Here is a 15,744-nt window from a genome sequence, read left to right on the forward strand (position 1 = left end):
GTCAGCCGCGCGAGAACGTGCGCGTCACGCGGTCGAGGTGCGCGCGCATGGCCGACCGGGCGCCGGCCACGTCGTGCGAGGCGATGGCGGCCAGGATCGCGCGGTGGTCGAGGAGCGTCAGCTGGCGCAGTTCCTCGGTCTGGAAATGCTCCGTCAGCTTGTGCCACAGGCTGCCGCGCTGGGCCCACAGGTATTCGATCACGCCGACGAGGGCGCTGTTGCCGGCCGCGCGCGCGATCGCGAGGTGGAAGTTGCGGTCGGCCGATTCGTTCTCGCCCAGGTTGTCCTGGTTCTGCTCCATCTCTTCGACGGCGACGAGGATCGCATCGACGGCCGCCGGCGTCGCATTCTTCGCGGCCAGCGCCGCGACCTCGACCTCGATCATGCGGCGCGCGGCGAGGACCTCGAACGGACCGGGACCGGCCGCCGGGCGCGCGGTCGTCAACGCCGCCTGTTCGCTGACGTACACGCCGGACCCACCGCGCACTTCGACGACGCCCCCCAGTTCCAGCGCGATCAGCGCTTCGCGCAGCGAGGTGCGCGAGACGCCCAGCTTCGTGGCCAGGTCGCGCTCGGCGGGCAGGCGCTCGCCCGGCTTGATGTTCTCTTCCCGGATCAGCGCTTCGATCCGGCTCGACACCACGCGATACAGTCGCGGCTCGGTCGCAATCGCATCGGGTGGCGCGGGCATTTTTCTCATTGTGTCAGTCCAGGAAAAAGTGGAGGCGATTGCCAAGATCGCATCTTAGTTTGGTCGGGATAATGTTGCAAGTGGTCGGACCAAAACGGTCATTTGGGCTGACTGCGTTGACGATTTTGTCGTGTCCTGAACTTTATTCGGCCGATGGTGGGATCGACGCCGTTCCGGCGCTGTGCATACGCATGTACAATAGGAAATATTGCCGAGCCGACGAATCGAACCATGACGACCGCTTATCCAAGCCTGAGCCACGCCCAGCGCATTCCGCTGGCCGCCGAAATCCATTCGCGTCCCTTCCTCCGGCTGGAAGCGCCCGAAGCCATCACCCATCTTGCCGTGTACCGCGCCAACGAGGCCGGATCGCGCAGCGAGCACGGTCCGAACCAGCACGCGCTGCTCGCCGCGCTGTGCGGGCATTTCGGCGTCGCCGCGCCGAACGTGACGGCCAATCACTTCTATCATGACTTCGGCCGCTTCCGCCTCAAGTGGGAACGGCACACGGAGTTCGCGACCTACACGTTTACGGAAAAGATCGCGCCCGGGCTGCCGATTGCGGAGGCGTTCGCACGCATGCCGCTCGCGCACCTGCCGCAGTCGTGGATCCTCGGCCTGCACGGCCGCCTGATGTCCGCCGCGCACGTGCTGCTGGAGCGCGGCGCCGCCGATCCCGGCACGCTGCAGGACGGCTTCGCCAGCAATAACCTGGTCGGCTCGCGCGTCATGCAGGGCGGGGAAGTGTGGACGGATTTCGCGATCCAGTCCGACGGTTTTTCGCGCTTCGTGCTGCGCGACGTCGAGATGCGCGCGCAGCAGGCCGGCCGCCTCGCGCAGCGCGTGCTGGAAATCGACACCTACCGCATGATGGCGCTCCTCGGCCTGCCGGCCGCGCGCACCGTGTCCAACGCGCTGGACGACATCGAGGCCGAACTGGCCACGCTGGCCGAGCGCATGGTCGCGGGCGAGGCGGTCGCCGGCGACCAGGACCTGCTGGCGCAGATCACGAAGCTGGCGGCGCGCCTGGAAAAGCTCTCGCTCGACAACGGCTACCGCTTCTCGGCATCGAAAGCGTATTACCGCCTCGTCAAGGCGCGCATCGAGGAGTTGCGCGAGGCCCGCATCGAAGGCGTGCCGACCGTGGAGGAATTCATGGACCGCCGCCTGACGCCGGCGATGAACACGTGCGAATCGACGGCGGCGCGCCAGGAAGCGCTGGCGCGCCGCATCGCCAACGTCAACGACCTGCTGCGCACGCGCGTCTCCATCGTCCAGGAAAACCAGAACCGGCAAATCCTGCAATCGATGGACCGCCGCGCCGCCCAGCAACTGCGCCTGCAGCAGGCCGTCGAGGGCTTGTCGGTGGCGGCGATCTCGTACTACGTCGTGGGCCTGCTCGGCTATGCGGGCAAGGGCCTCAAGAGTCTCGGCATGCCGGTCAATCCGGACTTGCTCACGGGCGCGCTGGTGCCCGTCGTGGCGGGGCTCGTGTGGCTCAGCCTGCGCCGCATGCACAAGCAGATGCACAAGCGTTCGCACGGCTGATCCATGCTGAGCGCTCCCGGTCTCATGGCGGCGTGCGCCGCGCTGGCGCTGGCCGTACTGGCGTTGTGGGTGCCGGCGCCCGCCGTGCGCGGGAATCGCGACTGGGCGTGGTGCGCGGGCGTGCTGCTGGCCTGCGCGGTCGCGCGGGCCGTCGGGGTGCTCGACGGGATCGGCCTGGCCGTCACCTTCTTCTACCTCGCGCTGGCGTTCGGCGCGCGCGCGGCCGGACGGGCCTGGATCCGCATCCCGCTGCTCGTGCTGACGGGCGTGTGTGCGCTGCTGCTGGCGCTGCACCGGCTGCCGGGCTTTCACAATCCGCTGCTGGTCGACCATGCGCACCTGTCGGCGGGTGCGCCGCCGTTCACGCTGTACGCGAATTTCGACAAGGCCATCGCCGGCATCGTGCTGATGGGCGTGTTCTGCACGCCGATCCGCGCGCGCGCCGACTGGTTGCCGATGCTGCGCCGTACGCTGCCCGTGCTGGCGGCGACGCTCGTCGCCGTCCTCGGTGCGGGCCTGCTGCTCGGCGTGGTGCGGCCGGACGTCAAATGGCTTCCGTGGACATCCTGGTTCCTCGTCAATAATCTCTTGATCACCTGCGTGACGGAGGAGGCCTTCTTCCGCGGCTACCTGCTCGGCGGCCTGGCGCGCGGCATGGCGGGACGACGCTACGGCGTGGCCGTCGCGGTGGCCGTATCGACTTTGCTGTTCGGGCTCGCGCATGCCGCCGGCGGCCCGCTGCTCTTGCTGTTCGCGACGCTGGCGGGCTTCGGCTATGCCGCCGCGTACCTGCGTTCCGGACGCATCGAGGGCGCGATCCTCACGCACTTCGCGCTCAACGCCGTCCACTTCATCGCGTTCACGTATCCAGCACTCATGCGCTGAACAGCATTGCAACTTCTGTAACACGGTGTGACAGCGTACCGTGCGCGCGGGGCGCCGGGACTATGATCGGGCATCATTCCCACGTTGTACCGACGATCATGAGCGCTTCGAACTTCCTCCGGCCGGCCGTCGCCCTCGGCCTGCTATTCACCGTGACGATCGCCGCCGCGCAGATGCAGGACCCGCCCGCGCGCGTGGGCCGCATCGCCTATCTGGCCGGCCCCGTCAGCTTTTCTCCTGCCGGCGCCAGCGACTGGGCGCAGGCGCCGCTCAACCGGCCCCTCGTCGCGGGCGACCGCCTGTGGACGGACGCCGGCGGGCGCGACGAGGCCCAGTTCGGCGCCGCCGTCGCGCGCATGGATGCGGGCACCCTGCTGACCGTACTCGCGGCCGATGAACGCATGACGCAACTGCAGGTGTCGCAAGGCCGCGTCGACCTGCACGTGCGCCGCCTGGCGCCGGGCGAGACCGTCGAGGTGGATACGCCGAACCTCGCCTTCGTCGCGCGCGGGCCCGGCGACTACCGGCTCGCCGTCGCGCCGGACGGCAGCACGACGGATGTCACGGTGCTGAACGGCGCCGCCGACGTGTACGGCGACGGCACGTCGCTGTCGCTCGCGCCGGGGCAGGGCTATCGTTTCGGTGGCCAGGACCTGGACAACTACGGGCTGCTCCCGCCCGCCCCGCCGGATGAATTCGACCGCTGGGCGCTGGCGCGCGACCAGCGCTACGAGCGCGCCATCGCGCGCCGCTATGTGCCGCAAGGCGTCGTTGGCTTCGAAGACCTCGATGACTACGGCAGCTGGCGCACCGTGCCCGACTACGGCACCGTGTGGGTGCCGGACCGCGCGCCGCGCAACTGGGCGCCGTATCACGCGGGACACTGGGCGTGGATCGATCCGTGGGGCTGGACGTGGATCGACGACCAGCCTTACGGTTACGCCGTGTCGCACTACGGCCGCTGGATCCGCACGCCGGATACCTGGGCCTGGGTGCCGGCACCGGCGCGCGCGCAGCCCGTGTACGCGCCTGCGCTGGTGGCGTTCGTCGGGACCGTGCTGGCGTTCGGCGGCCGCTCCGATCCGGGCGTCGGCTGGTTCCCGCTCGCGCCGCACGAGCCATACCGGCCGCCGTACCACGCGAGCCCGACGTACATCACGAACGTCAACGTGACCAATACCGTGATCTGGCAGACGACCATCGTCAACAACATCACCTACCGCAACCGCGACGTGCCCGGCGCGATCGTGGCGATGCCCGCGCAGCAGTTCGCGCGGGCCGCGCCGACCGCGCGCGCAGGCCTGCTGCTGCCGCCCGGCGTGGCGCGCGCCGCGCCGGTGCTGGCGGCGCCGCAAGCGCGGCCGTTGCCGCAAAGCCGGATCGGCACGGTCCCCGGCCGCCTGCCGCCGGGACCCGTGCTGCAGCGCGTCGCGGTGACGCGGGCGTTGCCGGCGCACGCCTTCGGGCACGGGCCTGGTCCCGCCGCGGCGCGTCCGGATGCGCGCGTGGCCGTGCACGGGCCGGTGCCGCTGCGCGTGCTGCGCCCTGCGCTCGGCAAGCCGGTGACACCGCAGCCGGCGCGTGGTACCGTGCCTGGCGCCGCGCCGGCCGGGCACCTGATGGCGCAGAGTGGACGGCCGGCTGGCCATGGGCCGCAGACGGCCGCCGTCCCGCTGCCTGGGCCGGCCGGCCGACCCGTCCACGAAGCGCCACCGCCCGCCGGACGCCCGCCAGTCGCGCTGCCGGATGTGCACGGCCCGCGGAACACCGCGCAACTGGCCGCGCGTGGCGGCTCCGGCGCAGGCGCGACGGCCGCGGAAGCGGGCCGTCCGCAGCCGCCACACGCGGGCCGGGGCGGGCCCGCGGACGAGCCGCGCGGCGCCGCACATGGCGTGATGGCGCAACCGCAGGCGCCGCGCCCGATGCATGGCGGCGAACCGCAGCAGGCAGTCCGGCATGCTCCGCCGGCGCACGGTCCGGCACCGCAACCGGTGGCGCACGAAGCGCCGCGCGCGCCCGCGCCGCAGCGGGTGGCGCTGCAGGCGCCGCATCCCCAGCCAGCCGCGCACCCGCAGCCGCAGCCGCCGGCGCAGCATTCGCAGGATGCACCGCATCCGCAGCCGGCACCGCGTCCGCAGCCTGCATCCCATCCGCAGCCGGGACCGCGACCGCAGCCGCCGGCGCAGCATCCGCCGGCTGCACCGCATGTGCAGCCGGCACCGCGTCCGCAGCCTGCATCCCATCCGCAGCCGGCACCGCGCCCGCAGCTGCCGGCGCAGCATCCGCAGGCTGCACCGCATCCGCAGCCGGCACCGCGACCGCAGCCGCCGGCACCGGCCGCACCGAAGCCCGCGCCGCATCCGCAACCGGCGCCGCAGCCGCATGCGGCCCCCGCCCACGGCCCGGACAAGGGCGGCGACCACGGTCACAAGAACGGCGAGAAGGGCGGTCACTGACGACGGCACGGGGCGCGGTGTAAGATGGGCTTCCGTCCAACTCACCGCCGCGCCATGCCGACACCACACCGCCCAGCCAACGACCGTCAAACCGGAGCGGCACCATGATGCTGCTGCTCGTCTTCCTGGCCGGGCTATGGGCCGGCGTGCAGAACGCGCTGGCGGGCGGCGGCTCGTTCGTCACCTTGCCCGCGCTGATCGTGTCCGGCATGTCGCCGCTCGCCGCGAACATCACGTCGACCGTCGCGCTGTTCCCCGCGCAGATCACGTCCGGGTACGCCGGCCGCAAGCTGGTCAGCGGCGCGGGCGGCCTGCCATTCTGGGCGTTGTTCGTGCTGAGCATCGCCGGCGGCGCGGCGGGTGGACTGCTGTTGCTGCACACGTCGCCTGCGGTGTTCGCGCGGCTCGTGCCGTGGCTCGTGCTGTTCGCGACGGCCCTGTTCACGTGGGGGAGCTTCTTCCGCAAGCCCGGCGCCGCGGGCGCCATGCACCTCGGACCCGTGGCGACGGCGGTCGCGCAATTCCTGATCGCCGTCTACGGCGGCTATTTCGGCGGCGGCATCGGCATCCTGATGCTGGCCGCGCTGACGATGGCGGGGCTCGCCGCGCGCAATGCGGGCGCCACGAAAAACGTGCTGGCCGGCGTGATGAATGCGTCGGCCGTCGTCCTGTTCCTGACGTCGCCCGACCTGCACTGGCTGCAGTGCGGCGTGCTGGCGGCGGGCGCCGTCATCGGCGGCTTGCTGGGCGCATGGGCGCTGCACCGCGTGAACGAGAAGGCGCTGCGCGTCGCCATCGTCTGCATCGGCATCGCGCTCACGGTCGGGTTGTTCCTGAAACCCATTTGAAGCGCGCTGGACACGGCCACCGGCTTGGTCTACAGTGGAATCATGCGGTATCGCCATGAATGATTCCGCCAGGAAGGTAGGTGCGCCATGCTGGATTTACTTTATGGGCTCGAACCGGATCTTGCGTTGCACGCGATCGTGCTGGCATTCGGTTGCGCGACGTTTCTCCTGATCCTGTTGTGGCGGCGTTGCCCCAACTGTACCTGGCAGGAGTGGTCCAGCGAGTTGCTGGGCCGCGACGAGAAGGACGACGCAGCCCAGGACTAGCCGGTCAGTCGGTGCCCTCCGCGTGGTAGTGGTCGGCCTGCACCTTCCCGTTCACGCCGTGCGTGCGCACGTCGGGCGTGATCGGCAGCATGCTCGCGTTCCAGCTTTCCCATTCCCCTTTCAGCTTGTCGAATACGTCCGGATGACGCTGCGCCAGGTTGGCGCGTTCGCGCTGGTCCACGCTCACGTCGAACAGGAAGTCGTTGCCGTTGAGGCGCAGGTATTTCCAGTTGCCCGAGCGGACGGCGCGCTGGGCGTTCGCCTTGTAGCGCCAGAACAGCGTCCGCTCGACCGGCGCGCGCTGGCCCGTCAGCACGGGCAGCAGGTCCTGGCCGTCGGGCGGGTAGGCCGGATCGGGCGCGCCGCCGGCCGCGGCGAGCAGGGTCGGCAGCCAGTCCATGCTGATCGCGACCTGGTCCGTCGTCGTCCCGGCACCAAGGCGGCGCGGCCAGCGCACGATCGCGGGCACGCGGATGCCGCCTTCCAGCAGTTCCGTCTTCTGGCCGCTGAACGGCCACGTCTTCGAGAAGCGCTCGCCGCCGTTGTCGCTCGTGAAGATGACAATCGTGTCGTCGGCGAGGCCCTTGTGCCGCAGTGCGTCGAGTACGCGGCCGATCGCAGTGTCGAGCCCCGTCACCATCTTGCCGTACGTGACCAGGTCGCCGCCGTCGTAGTGGAAGATGTTGCCGATATCGCGCGACACGGCTTCGTCGCCCGGACCTTCCCATGGCCAGTGCGGCGCCGTGAAGTGCAGCGACAGGAAGAACGGCTGCTTCCCATCCTGTTGGGCGATGTATTCCGTGGCGCGCTCCGCGAGCAGGTCGGTGTAATAGCCGGCCTTGTGCACGGGGACTTCGCCTTCGTACAGGTCTTCCGGGACCTCGGGGCCGACGCCCGGCTTGTGCGTGAAGTAGTCGATGGCGCCGCCGTAGTTGCCGAAGAAGACGTCGTAGCCGCTCTTGAGGGGACCGAACACGGGCAGGTAGCCCAGGTGCCACTTGCCGAACAGCGCGGTGCGGTAGCCCGCCTTCTTCAGCAGCGACGGCAGGGTCGGGTGCTGCGGCGGCAGGCCGATGGTCTTCGACGCCCCGGCGATCGGCTCTTCCAGCCCGCCGCGCAGGCGGTACTGGTAGCGGCCCGTGATCAGGCCGAAACGCGTGGCGGAGCACACGGCGGAATTGGCGTAGGCCTGCGTGAAGCGCACACCCTGCGCGGCCAGGCGGTCGAGGTTCGGCGTGGTGAAATCCGTGTTGCCGTAGACGCCCAGGTCGGCGTAACCCAGGTCGTCCGCGAGGATGAAGACGATGTTCGGCTGCCGGTCCTTGCGGTCGGCCGCGAACAGCGCCTGCGGGGCGAGGGCGAGGGCGGGGAGACCCTTGATGACGGCGCGGCGTTTCTGGTCGGTTTTGCTCATGATGGTTCCTTGCTTAGAAATCGAGACGGGCGGTCGCGCCGATCGTGCGCGGCGTGCCGATGACGGCGTTGTACGAGCCGAACGTGCCGTTCCACATGCTCGTGTAGTACTGGCGGTCGAACAGGTTGCGGGCCCACAGCTGCACGTCCCACGCGTGCTCGCCGTTCGAGCGCACGCCGGCGGACAGGTTGGCGAGGCCGTACGCCGGAATGCGCGAATACTTCGACGCGTCCAGCGTGCCGTAGGTCGACGAGCGGTACGACACGTTGCCGTTCACATAGGCGCGCCACGTGTCATCCAGCGGAAGTTCCCAGCGCGCGCCCACGTTCGCGGTGCGGCGCGGCGCGTTGACGAGGGCGTCGCGGCCGGACAAATCGCACGACACGGCATTCACTTCCGGTGCGCACGGCGCGTTCTTGTACGTCAGGTAGCGCGGGTCGTTGAACGACACGTTCGCCTGGATGTGCAGGGTGCGCACGGGGATCGCGAGGGCCTCGAGCTCGATGCCGCGGGTGCGCACGTCGCCGGCGTTCGTCAGGTACGACGTCCGCGTCGTCGGGTCGTAGGCATTGCTCTGGTAGCCGTGGACGACGGTCGCGAACAGGTTCGCGTTCAACTGCAGGCGACGGTTCAGCAGCGTGCTTTTCACGCCCAGTTCGGCCGCGTTCGCGCGTTCGGCGCCCACCAGCAGCGACGCCGCGCCGGCCGCGCCGGGCACCTGCAGGTTGATGCCGCCGGACTTCTCGCCGTGCGACAGGCTGGCGTACAACAGGACGTCGTCCCACGCTTTGTAGCCGGCCGAGAGCAGCGCGCTGGGACTGGACTGGTGCAGCGCCAGCGGACCGGAATCGTAGGCGCCGTAGCGCGCGTTGCGCACGGTGAGGGCGGGGCCGCTGACCGTCGGGCCGACGGGTGCGTAACGGACCACGCGCACGCGCTTGTCCTCGTACGTGCCGCGCAGGCCGGCCGTCAGGTCCCAGCGGTCGGTGGCATGCCACGTGGCCTGGCCGAACAGCGCGTAGCTGTTGACGCGCAGCGTGCCCGGCGAGTTGCTGGTGACGTCGTTCCACGCGCCGACCGGATTGCCGTTGAAGCGGTCGGCGAGGGGACCGTTGACGGTGAACGCGTTGTTCTCCAGCTCCTGGTAGTAATAGTAGGCGCCGGCGACGGTGTCGACCGCGCCCGGGCTGCTTCCCCAGCGCAGCTCTTGCGTGAACTGGCGGTGTTTCGCGGACTGGCCCACGTTCAGGGTCACCGGCACGTCGAGACCGTCGTCGTTGTGCGGCACGAAGTTCCAGGTGCGCCACGCGCTGATCGAGGTGATGCGGCTGGCGTTGGCGAGGTTCCAGTTGGCTTCCGCCGATACGCCGCCCTGGTGCACGTTCACGTGCGAGCCGTTGTCGAGGGCGACGGCGCGGTCTTCCGGATCCGTGACAGGATGCCCGCCGACGAGGACCGCCTGCGCGAGATACTTGCCGGTCGCGCCGGCGTTATAGAAAATCAGCGTGCCGTTGTTCGAGTCTTCCTCGTTGTAGTCGGCGATGACGCGCAGGCTGAAGTCCTTGCCTGGCTCATACAGGGCCTGGGCGCGCAGGCCCTGGCGCAGGCCGCCCTGCACGCGGGTGCCGTTGTAGCGGTTGCGGATATAGCCGTCGTCCTGAGTGCGGTACACGGACAGGCGCGCCGCCAGGTCGTCCGTCACGGGACGGTTCAATACGAGCTTGCCCTGCACGTAGCCGTAGCTGCCGGCCGAGATTTCCGCCTGCGACTCCACGTCGTGCGCCGGCTTGCGCGACGAGATGTTCACGACGCCCGCCGTCGTGTTCTTGCCGAACAGCGTGCCCTGCGGGCCGCGCAGCAGTTCCAGCTGTTCGATGTCGAGCGCGTCGAACGCCGCCATGCCGGGGCGGGCGAGGTAGACGTTGTCGAGGTACAGGCCCACGCTGCCTTCCAGGCCGTCGCTGGCGGGGTTGTTGCCGAGACCACGCACCGCAAAGCTCATCTGGCGGGCGTGGACGTAGTTGATCGTCGTGCTGGGCAGCAGTTGCTGCAGGTCCTGGGCGCGGTAGACGCGGTTCGCCTCCAGCTCGTCGCCGTTCAGCACCGTCATCGGCGTCGGCACGCTCTGCGCGCTTTCGACGCGGCGGCGGGTGGAGACGAGCACCGTCTGGATCGTGTCGGACAGCGGTTGCGTGGCGGCGGGATCGGGGCCCGCATCGGCGGCGGCGACGAGCACCGGCGCGACGGCGGCATCCGGCCCCGCGTTTGGTCCCGATTCCTGCGCCCACACGCAGCCGGCGCACATCATCATGGCCGCCGCCGCGATGATGGTGCGTGAAACGGCCGGCGCGCCGTGGCGCCTGGTCTTGTGCTGAGCTGCGGATGCGTAAAACACGTGGTTCTCCTTGAACGTCATGAAAATCGGGATGAGCGAAGCCGCTGCGGCGCGGGGGGGCGCGCCGCAGGCGTTACAAAAAAATGAAAGGGTCAGCGCGTGCTGGCGACGGTGTCGAGCGGACGCTCGCTGCGCGGCGTACCGGCCGGCACCCAGTCGTACGGCACGGGCTGGGCGCGATAGACCCAGTTCGTGCGCACCGTGCGTCCGCTGCCGCCGACGGCGGAATCGCCGTAGAACGGGCTGACGTATTCCCACACGATCTCGCCCTGCGGCGTGACCTGGAATACCCGGCCGTTCATGCCTTCGTCGATGAGGGTGTTCCCGTTCGGCAGGCGGCGCGCGCTGCTGATGAAGGCGCTGTAGAAGCTCCACTGCGTCTGCTTCGAATCCACCGCGGTGTACTCCCACACGATCTCTTTCTTGACCGGGTCGATTTCCAGCACGCGCGAGTGCGGGAAGATGCCGGGGCTGACGATCGGGTAGCCGGCCTCGCCCTGGTTGTCGAACACGATCAGGTTGCCGGCGCCGGGCAGGCCGGGCGCGATCAGGTGCGGGTCGTGCTGGCCGATCAGCTGGTCGACGGGACGCGGCAGCTTGCCGCCCGCCGGCGCGAAATCGGGGCCGAGGCGCCATACGACCTTGCCCGTCTTCTTGTCGATGATGGCGACGATGTTCGCCTGGCGCGAACTGATGATCACGTTGTCCGGCGCGAAGCGCGCGTCGCCGCCGTCGAACCATTTGTTCGGGCCGAGGACACGGGCGCTGTTCGTGTGCAGGTAGTCGACCGCTTTGGCGCCGTCGCGCGGCGCGGCGTTGCGCAGCTGGTCCAGCGCGGCTTTTGAAAAGCCGAATTCGTCGAGGTGGTCGGACGCCGTCCAGCGCCACACGATCTTCCCTTGCGGGTCGACTTCGTACAGCACGTCGTCCAGCACCCGCGGCGCCTTGAAACCCTTCACGTCATGCACGAGGTTCGCCAGCACGAGCGTGTTGCCGTTCGCGAGACGCTCCCAGTCGTGGTGCTGCTTCGCCGCGCCGCCGGGCGCAGCGTTTGTCGTCGTGTCGGCGCCGCCGTACGCGGTTTGCGCGGCCGCACCCCAGCGCCACACGACCTTGCCGTCCCAATCCAGTTCGCCGATCGCGGTATTGCCGAGTCCATTGCCCGCGGTCTGTACGCCCGGCAGCTGCGCCAGCTGCAGCAGCACGCGGCCGCGTGCGCCGCCGGCTTTGGCCGGTTCCACCAGCACGGGCGGGAAGCCTTCCTGCGCCCACTGGTGCACCTCGTTGCCGTTCATGTCGATCAGGTGCGTCTTCTTGTCCTGGCCCGAAAACAGCACGTAGCCGTTCCACGCCTTCTGCGGTTCGTAGCGGGTGACGCCCGTCGGGAACACGCTGGGCGCGGCCAAGACGGCCGCCACCGGCAGCATGCACAGGGCCAGCAGGGCGCACGTTTGCAGGCGGCGTGCCTGTTGCTGTCGTTGTCGGAGGCGGGCCAGGCGGCGCTTGGGGTTGGCGGTCATGACGTCCCTTTCGTTATGGATGAGTCGAAACATCTTACGAAGGGAAGGGCCGATGCAGAACGAATATGTTGACATATCCATATCCCGGCGACACTTATAACGATATGCGGTTTTTGCAACACCTTGCTGCCGCGGAGCCAACAACTTGATGAATAAAAGAGATTGACGACCCGAATATCTGCAACTACCATAATCATAATTACGGTTATGATTTCATCCAACACCACCCAGAAGGGACTTGTATGCGTTTTTCCGTCTTCCTCAACGCCCGCACCATGACGCCGGACGCCGACCGCCAACTGATCGTCGACCTGGAGCGGCACGCCCTGCTGGCGGGCGAGCTCGGTTTCGATGCGATCTTCCTGCCGGACCACCACTTCAACGGCTACATGGCGATCGCCAGCGACAGCTACATGTTCGCCTCGTACCTGGCCGCGAAGCTGCCCGCCATGCACTTCGGCTTCTCCGTCACGACGGTGCCGCTGCATCACCCGGTCCGTTTCGTCGAGCGCATCAACATCCTCGACCACCTCACGAAGGGCAAGCTGCTGGTGGGCGTGGGTTCCGGTACGACGCCGGAAGAGATGATCGGCTTCGGCGTGAACTACAAGGACGCCGGCCGCATCGCCGAGGAAAACCTGGCCGCCGCGGAAGCGCTGTGGAACAAGCGCATGGAAGACGACGCGATCGAGCTGGACGGCTTCCACAAGGGCCGCGTGCTGCAGCGTATCGCCCCGAGCCCGTACGGTGAAAAACATGCGCGCCTGATGCCGGTGGCGATGAAGGACGCGAGCATCACGCGCGCCGCCGTCAACGGCTGGCCCGCGTTCATCCCCGCGTTCACGCCGCCGCAGATCGGCGGCCTGGAACCCCTGACGCACGTGAAGAAATACTTCGGCAAATACCACGAGCAGTTGCTGGCCGCCGGACACTCCAGTGAGACCGTCAAGGACGCGCTGTCGTGGACGACGCACAGCTACCAGTGCGTCCACCTGGCCGAGACCGACGAACAGGCGCGCAAGGAAGTGCTGGAAATCCTGACGTCGTACCAGGAAGCGGTCGACCGCGAAGCCGCGTTCAATGCCAAGGCGGAAAGCGACGACGCGAACAGGAAGACCGACCGCACCGGCAGCGCGCTGACGGAAGAATGGATGGCCACGTGGTGCCTGTACGGCAGCCCGGCCACCGTCATCGACAAGCTGCGCGCGTACCAGCAGGTCGGTATCGGCAACATCCTGTGCGGCACCGTCACCGGCCCGCTCACGGAGCAGCGCCTCGCGTACGCGGATCAGACCCTGCGCCTGTTGGCCCAACACGTGATCCCGGCATTCCAATGAGCGAATCGACCTTGACCCTGGACGAGATGGCGAGCCTCACGGCCGGCGCCTCCATGTGGTCCACGGCCGCCATCCCGCGCGCGGGCGTCCCGTCGCTCGCGATGGCGGACGGCCCGATGGGCGTGGCCGGCCCGCGTGTGGACGAGCGCGATGTGTCGCTGCTGACGCCCGCGCCCGTCGCACTCGGCGCCAGCTGGGACAGGGAACTCGTGCAGCGGGTCGGGCGCCTCGTCGGCGGCGAGGCGATCCGCCGCAAGGTGGACCTGATGCTCGCGCCGAACCTGAACCTCGCGCGCAGCCCGCTGGCCGGCCGCGCGTTCGAGTATTTTTCCGAAGATCCGCTGCTGTGCGGACGGCTCGGCGCGGCGTGGATCCAGGGCTGCCAGTCCGTCGGCACGGGCGCGGTCGCAAAACACCTCGTGTGCAATGACAGCGAGACGGCGCGCGATTCCATGAACGCCGTCGTCGACGAGCGCACCCTGCGCGAAGTGTACCTGGCGCCGTTCGAGATGGCCGCGCAGGCCGGCTGCGCCGGGATGCTCACCGCGTACAACAAGGTGAACGGCGCCTGGTGCGCGGAAGCCGGGAAAATCGTGCGCGACGTCGCGAAAGGCGAGTGGACATTCGACGGCGTGTTCATGAGCGATTGGTTCGGCACGCATTCGACGGCGCCATCGCTGAACGGCGGCCTGGACCTCGAGATGCCCGGGCCCGCACGCTTCCTCGGTGCGAAGAGCGCGGGCGCGGTGGCGGAAGGGCAGGTCGACCTGGAACGTGTGCGCGACGCGGCCGAACGCGTGGCGCGGACGGCGCGCCGATTCGGGCAGGACAAGGGCGCGCCGCTGCCCGCCGCGGAAGCCAGCGGGCTCCTCGTGGAAGCGGCCGCCGCCGGCTTCACGCTCGTGCGCAACGACGACGCCATCCTGCCGCTGGACCCCGCGCGCTACCCGCGCATCGCGGTGCTCGGCCCGAACGCGAGCGCGCCTTGCTTCCAGGGTGGCACGTTCGCCAAGATCGCCGTGCGGCCGGATGCGCTGCTGCCGCTGGACGCGCTGCGTGCCCGCTTCGGCGATGCGATCGCCGTGTACGAGCCGGGCGTCGATCCGCAGCCGAAGCTGCCGCGCATGCCTGCCCGGCCCGCACGCGACGTCGACGGCTGCACGCGTGGCATGACGCTCGACTACTTCGACAATCCCGACTGCGCAGGCAGCCCGCTCCTCTCCGAAACGCGCGACACGAACTCGCTGACGTGGTTCCACGGCGTGCATGCGGCCGGCGCGCTGCAGCACGCTGCGGCCACGCGGGCGAGCGGCGTCGTCACGGCGACCGCCGACGGCCCGCACCGGTTTTACATCGGCGGCACGGGCGCGCTGCGCCTCGTCGTCGACGGCGTCGAAGTGTTCCGGCGCGACGAACAGCTGGCGCCCGGCGACGTGATGGGCCGGCTGAAGAGCGGCGACGCGGATTGCGTCACGGTCGACCTGCGCGCCGGCGAGGAAGTGAGCGTCGTCGCCGAGCTGCGCTACTCGCCAGCGCGTTGCCAGGGTCTGTGGTATGGCGTGCGCGGCCCGGACAGCAACGAGGCGATGATGGCCCGCGCCGTCGCGGCGGCCCGTGCGGCGGATGCCGTCGTGCTGGTCGTCGGCGAGACGTCGGATGCCAGCGTCGAAAGCAAGGATCGCGTCGACACGCGCCTGCCGGCCGAACAGGTCGAACTGATCGAACGGGTATGCGCCGCGAACCCGGACACGATCGTCGTCACCAACGTGGGCCACGCGTTCGATACGCGCTGGGAGTCGCGGGCGAAGAGCGTTCTGCATTGCTGGTACCCGGGCGAGGAATTCGGCCGCGCGCTGGCGCAGGTGCTGGCGGGCGACCGCGAGCCGGGCGGCCGCATGCCCGTCACCATCGCCTGCGACGATGCCGATTACCCGGCGCTGTCGCTGCAGCCGGATGCGAACGGCGACCTGCCGTACAGCGAAGGCACGCGGGTCGGCTACCGCGGCCTGGCCGCGCGCGGCATCGCCCCGCGCCAGGCATTCGGCGCCGGCTTCGGCTACACGACGTTCGCATTGGACGGCGCCGTGGTCGACGCAGACGGCCCGGATGGCTGGACCGTGAGCGTTGACGTCCGCAATACCGGCACCCGCGCCGGCGCGGAAGTCGTGCAGGTGTACCGCGCGGCGCCCGAGCTGACGCTCGTCGGTTTCGAGAAAGTCCAGCTGGCGGCCGGCGAGAGGCGCATGGTACGCATCGCCCTCGACCGCCGCCGGCTGCAAACGTGGCAGGACGGCTGGACGGACCTGCCGGGTTCCGTCGAACTCTTCGTGGGCCGGTCCAGCGCCGACCTGTCCCTTGCCGTACAAGTCAACACGAATTAACC

Annotated in this window: 11 protein-coding genes; 7 read left to right on the plus strand and 4 right to left on the minus strand. The window is 69.3% G+C overall.

Going from position 1 to position 15,744, the window contains the following annotated elements; translation table 11 throughout:
• Window position 1: 1 nt before the first annotated feature.
• Window positions 2–691, minus strand: coding sequence for a FadR/GntR family transcriptional regulator (locus tag ACEN9H_RS12115; RefSeq protein WP_229412217.1), 690 nt, complete (start codon window positions 689–691; stop codon window positions 2–4).
• Window positions 692–922: 231 nt separating this feature from the next.
• Here ACEN9H_RS12115 and ACEN9H_RS12120 point away from each other — a divergent pair, with 231 nt between their 5' ends.
• The 5 genes from ACEN9H_RS12120 (at window position 923) to ACEN9H_RS12140 (ending at window position 6,695) form a co-directional block, all read left to right on the plus strand.
• Complete coding sequence (locus ACEN9H_RS12120; protein ID WP_413674935.1) at window positions 923–2,239, plus strand: DUF3422 family protein; 1,317 nt, start codon at window positions 923–925, stop codon at window positions 2,237–2,239.
• Window positions 2,240–2,242: 3 nt separating this feature from the next.
• Window positions 2,243–3,124: a CPBP family intramembrane glutamic endopeptidase gene (locus ACEN9H_RS12125; RefSeq protein WP_413674936.1), complete on the plus strand. Its 882-nt coding sequence runs from the start codon at window positions 2,243–2,245 to the stop codon at window positions 3,122–3,124.
• Between the two features lie 98 nt (window positions 3,125–3,222).
• Window positions 3,223–5,580 (plus strand): DUF6600 domain-containing protein, encoded by a 2,358-nt coding sequence (locus ACEN9H_RS12130; protein WP_413674937.1) that lies wholly within the window; start codon window positions 3,223–3,225, stop codon window positions 5,578–5,580.
• A gap of 107 nt (window positions 5,581–5,687) precedes the next feature.
• On the plus strand, window positions 5,688–6,428 hold the full coding sequence (locus ACEN9H_RS12135) for a sulfite exporter TauE/SafE family protein (protein ID WP_413675576.1): 741 nt from the start codon (window positions 5,688–5,690) through the stop codon (window positions 6,426–6,428).
• A gap of 87 nt (window positions 6,429–6,515) precedes the next feature.
• Window positions 6,516–6,695 carry a hypothetical protein gene (locus ACEN9H_RS12140; RefSeq protein ID WP_413674938.1) on the plus strand — a complete coding sequence of 60 codons (180 nt, stop codon included), beginning with the start codon at window positions 6,516–6,518 and terminating at the stop codon, window positions 6,693–6,695.
• Between the two features lie 4 nt (window positions 6,696–6,699).
• On the opposite strand, the gene ACEN9H_RS12145 is transcribed toward ACEN9H_RS12140, so the two are convergent.
• From ACEN9H_RS12145 to ACEN9H_RS12155, 3 genes are all read right to left on the minus strand, one after another.
• Window positions 6,700–8,109, minus strand: a complete 1,410-nt coding sequence (locus tag ACEN9H_RS12145) for a sulfatase (RefSeq protein WP_413674939.1) — start codon at window positions 8,107–8,109, stop codon at window positions 6,700–6,702.
• Between the two features lie 13 nt (window positions 8,110–8,122).
• Window positions 8,123–10,504 carry a TonB-dependent receptor gene (locus ACEN9H_RS12150; protein WP_413674940.1) on the minus strand — a complete coding sequence of 794 codons (2,382 nt, stop codon included), beginning with the start codon at window positions 10,502–10,504 and terminating at the stop codon, window positions 8,123–8,125.
• Between the two features lie 92 nt (window positions 10,505–10,596).
• Window positions 10,597–12,024 (minus strand): arylsulfotransferase family protein, encoded by a 1,428-nt coding sequence (locus ACEN9H_RS12155; protein WP_413674941.1) that lies wholly within the window; start codon window positions 12,022–12,024, stop codon window positions 10,597–10,599.
• 242 nt (window positions 12,025–12,266) lie between these two features.
• Here ACEN9H_RS12155 and ACEN9H_RS12160 point away from each other — a divergent pair, with 242 nt between their 5' ends.
• Window positions 12,267–13,361: an LLM class flavin-dependent oxidoreductase gene (locus ACEN9H_RS12160; RefSeq protein WP_371764533.1), complete on the plus strand. Its 1,095-nt coding sequence runs from the start codon at window positions 12,267–12,269 to the stop codon at window positions 13,359–13,361.
• The gene (locus ACEN9H_RS12165; protein ID WP_413674942.1) at window positions 13,358–15,742 is read left to right on the plus strand and encodes a glycoside hydrolase family 3 protein; all 2,385 of its coding nucleotides are present in this window, start codon (window positions 13,358–13,360) and stop codon (window positions 15,740–15,742) included. The genes ACEN9H_RS12160 and ACEN9H_RS12165 overlap by 4 nt, the downstream gene beginning before the upstream one ends.
• The last annotated feature ends 2 nt before the right edge of the window (window positions 15,743–15,744 follow it).

This window comes from Massilia cellulosiltytica (assembly GCF_047325105.1).
GTDB classification, from domain to species: domain Bacteria; phylum Pseudomonadota; class Gammaproteobacteria; order Burkholderiales; family Burkholderiaceae_D; genus Telluria; species Telluria orientalis.

What these genes read in the sequence shown, in the direction of transcription:
- ACEN9H_RS12135 (WP_413675576.1), top strand. Translation starts at nt 5,688, where the DNA reads ATGCTGCTGCTCGTCTTCCTGGCCGGGCTATGGGCCGGCGTGCAGAAC.
- ACEN9H_RS12140 (WP_413674938.1), top strand. Translation starts at nt 6,516, where the DNA reads ATGCTGGATTTACTTTATGGGCTCGAACCGGATCTTGCGTTGCACGCG.
- ACEN9H_RS12125 (WP_413674936.1), top strand. Translation starts at nt 2,243, where the DNA reads ATGCTGAGCGCTCCCGGTCTCATGGCGGCGTGCGCCGCGCTGGCGCTG.
- ACEN9H_RS12115 (WP_229412217.1), bottom strand. Translation starts at nt 691, where the DNA reads ATGCCCGCGCCACCCGATGCGATTGCGACCGAGCCGCGACTGTATCGC.
- ACEN9H_RS12120 (WP_413674935.1), top strand. Translation starts at nt 923, where the DNA reads ATGACGACCGCTTATCCAAGCCTGAGCCACGCCCAGCGCATTCCGCTG.
- ACEN9H_RS12145 (WP_413674939.1), bottom strand. Translation starts at nt 8,109, where the DNA reads ATGAGCAAAACCGACCAGAAACGCCGCGCCGTCATCAAGGGTCTCCCC.
- ACEN9H_RS12155 (WP_413674941.1), bottom strand. Translation starts at nt 12,024, where the DNA reads ATGACCGCCAACCCCAAGCGCCGCCTGGCCCGCCTCCGACAACGACAG.
- ACEN9H_RS12130 (WP_413674937.1), top strand. Translation starts at nt 3,223, where the DNA reads ATGAGCGCTTCGAACTTCCTCCGGCCGGCCGTCGCCCTCGGCCTGCTA.
- ACEN9H_RS12160 (WP_371764533.1), top strand. Translation starts at nt 12,267, where the DNA reads ATGCGTTTTTCCGTCTTCCTCAACGCCCGCACCATGACGCCGGACGCC.
- ACEN9H_RS12165 (WP_413674942.1), top strand. Translation starts at nt 13,358, where the DNA reads ATGAGCGAATCGACCTTGACCCTGGACGAGATGGCGAGCCTCACGGCC.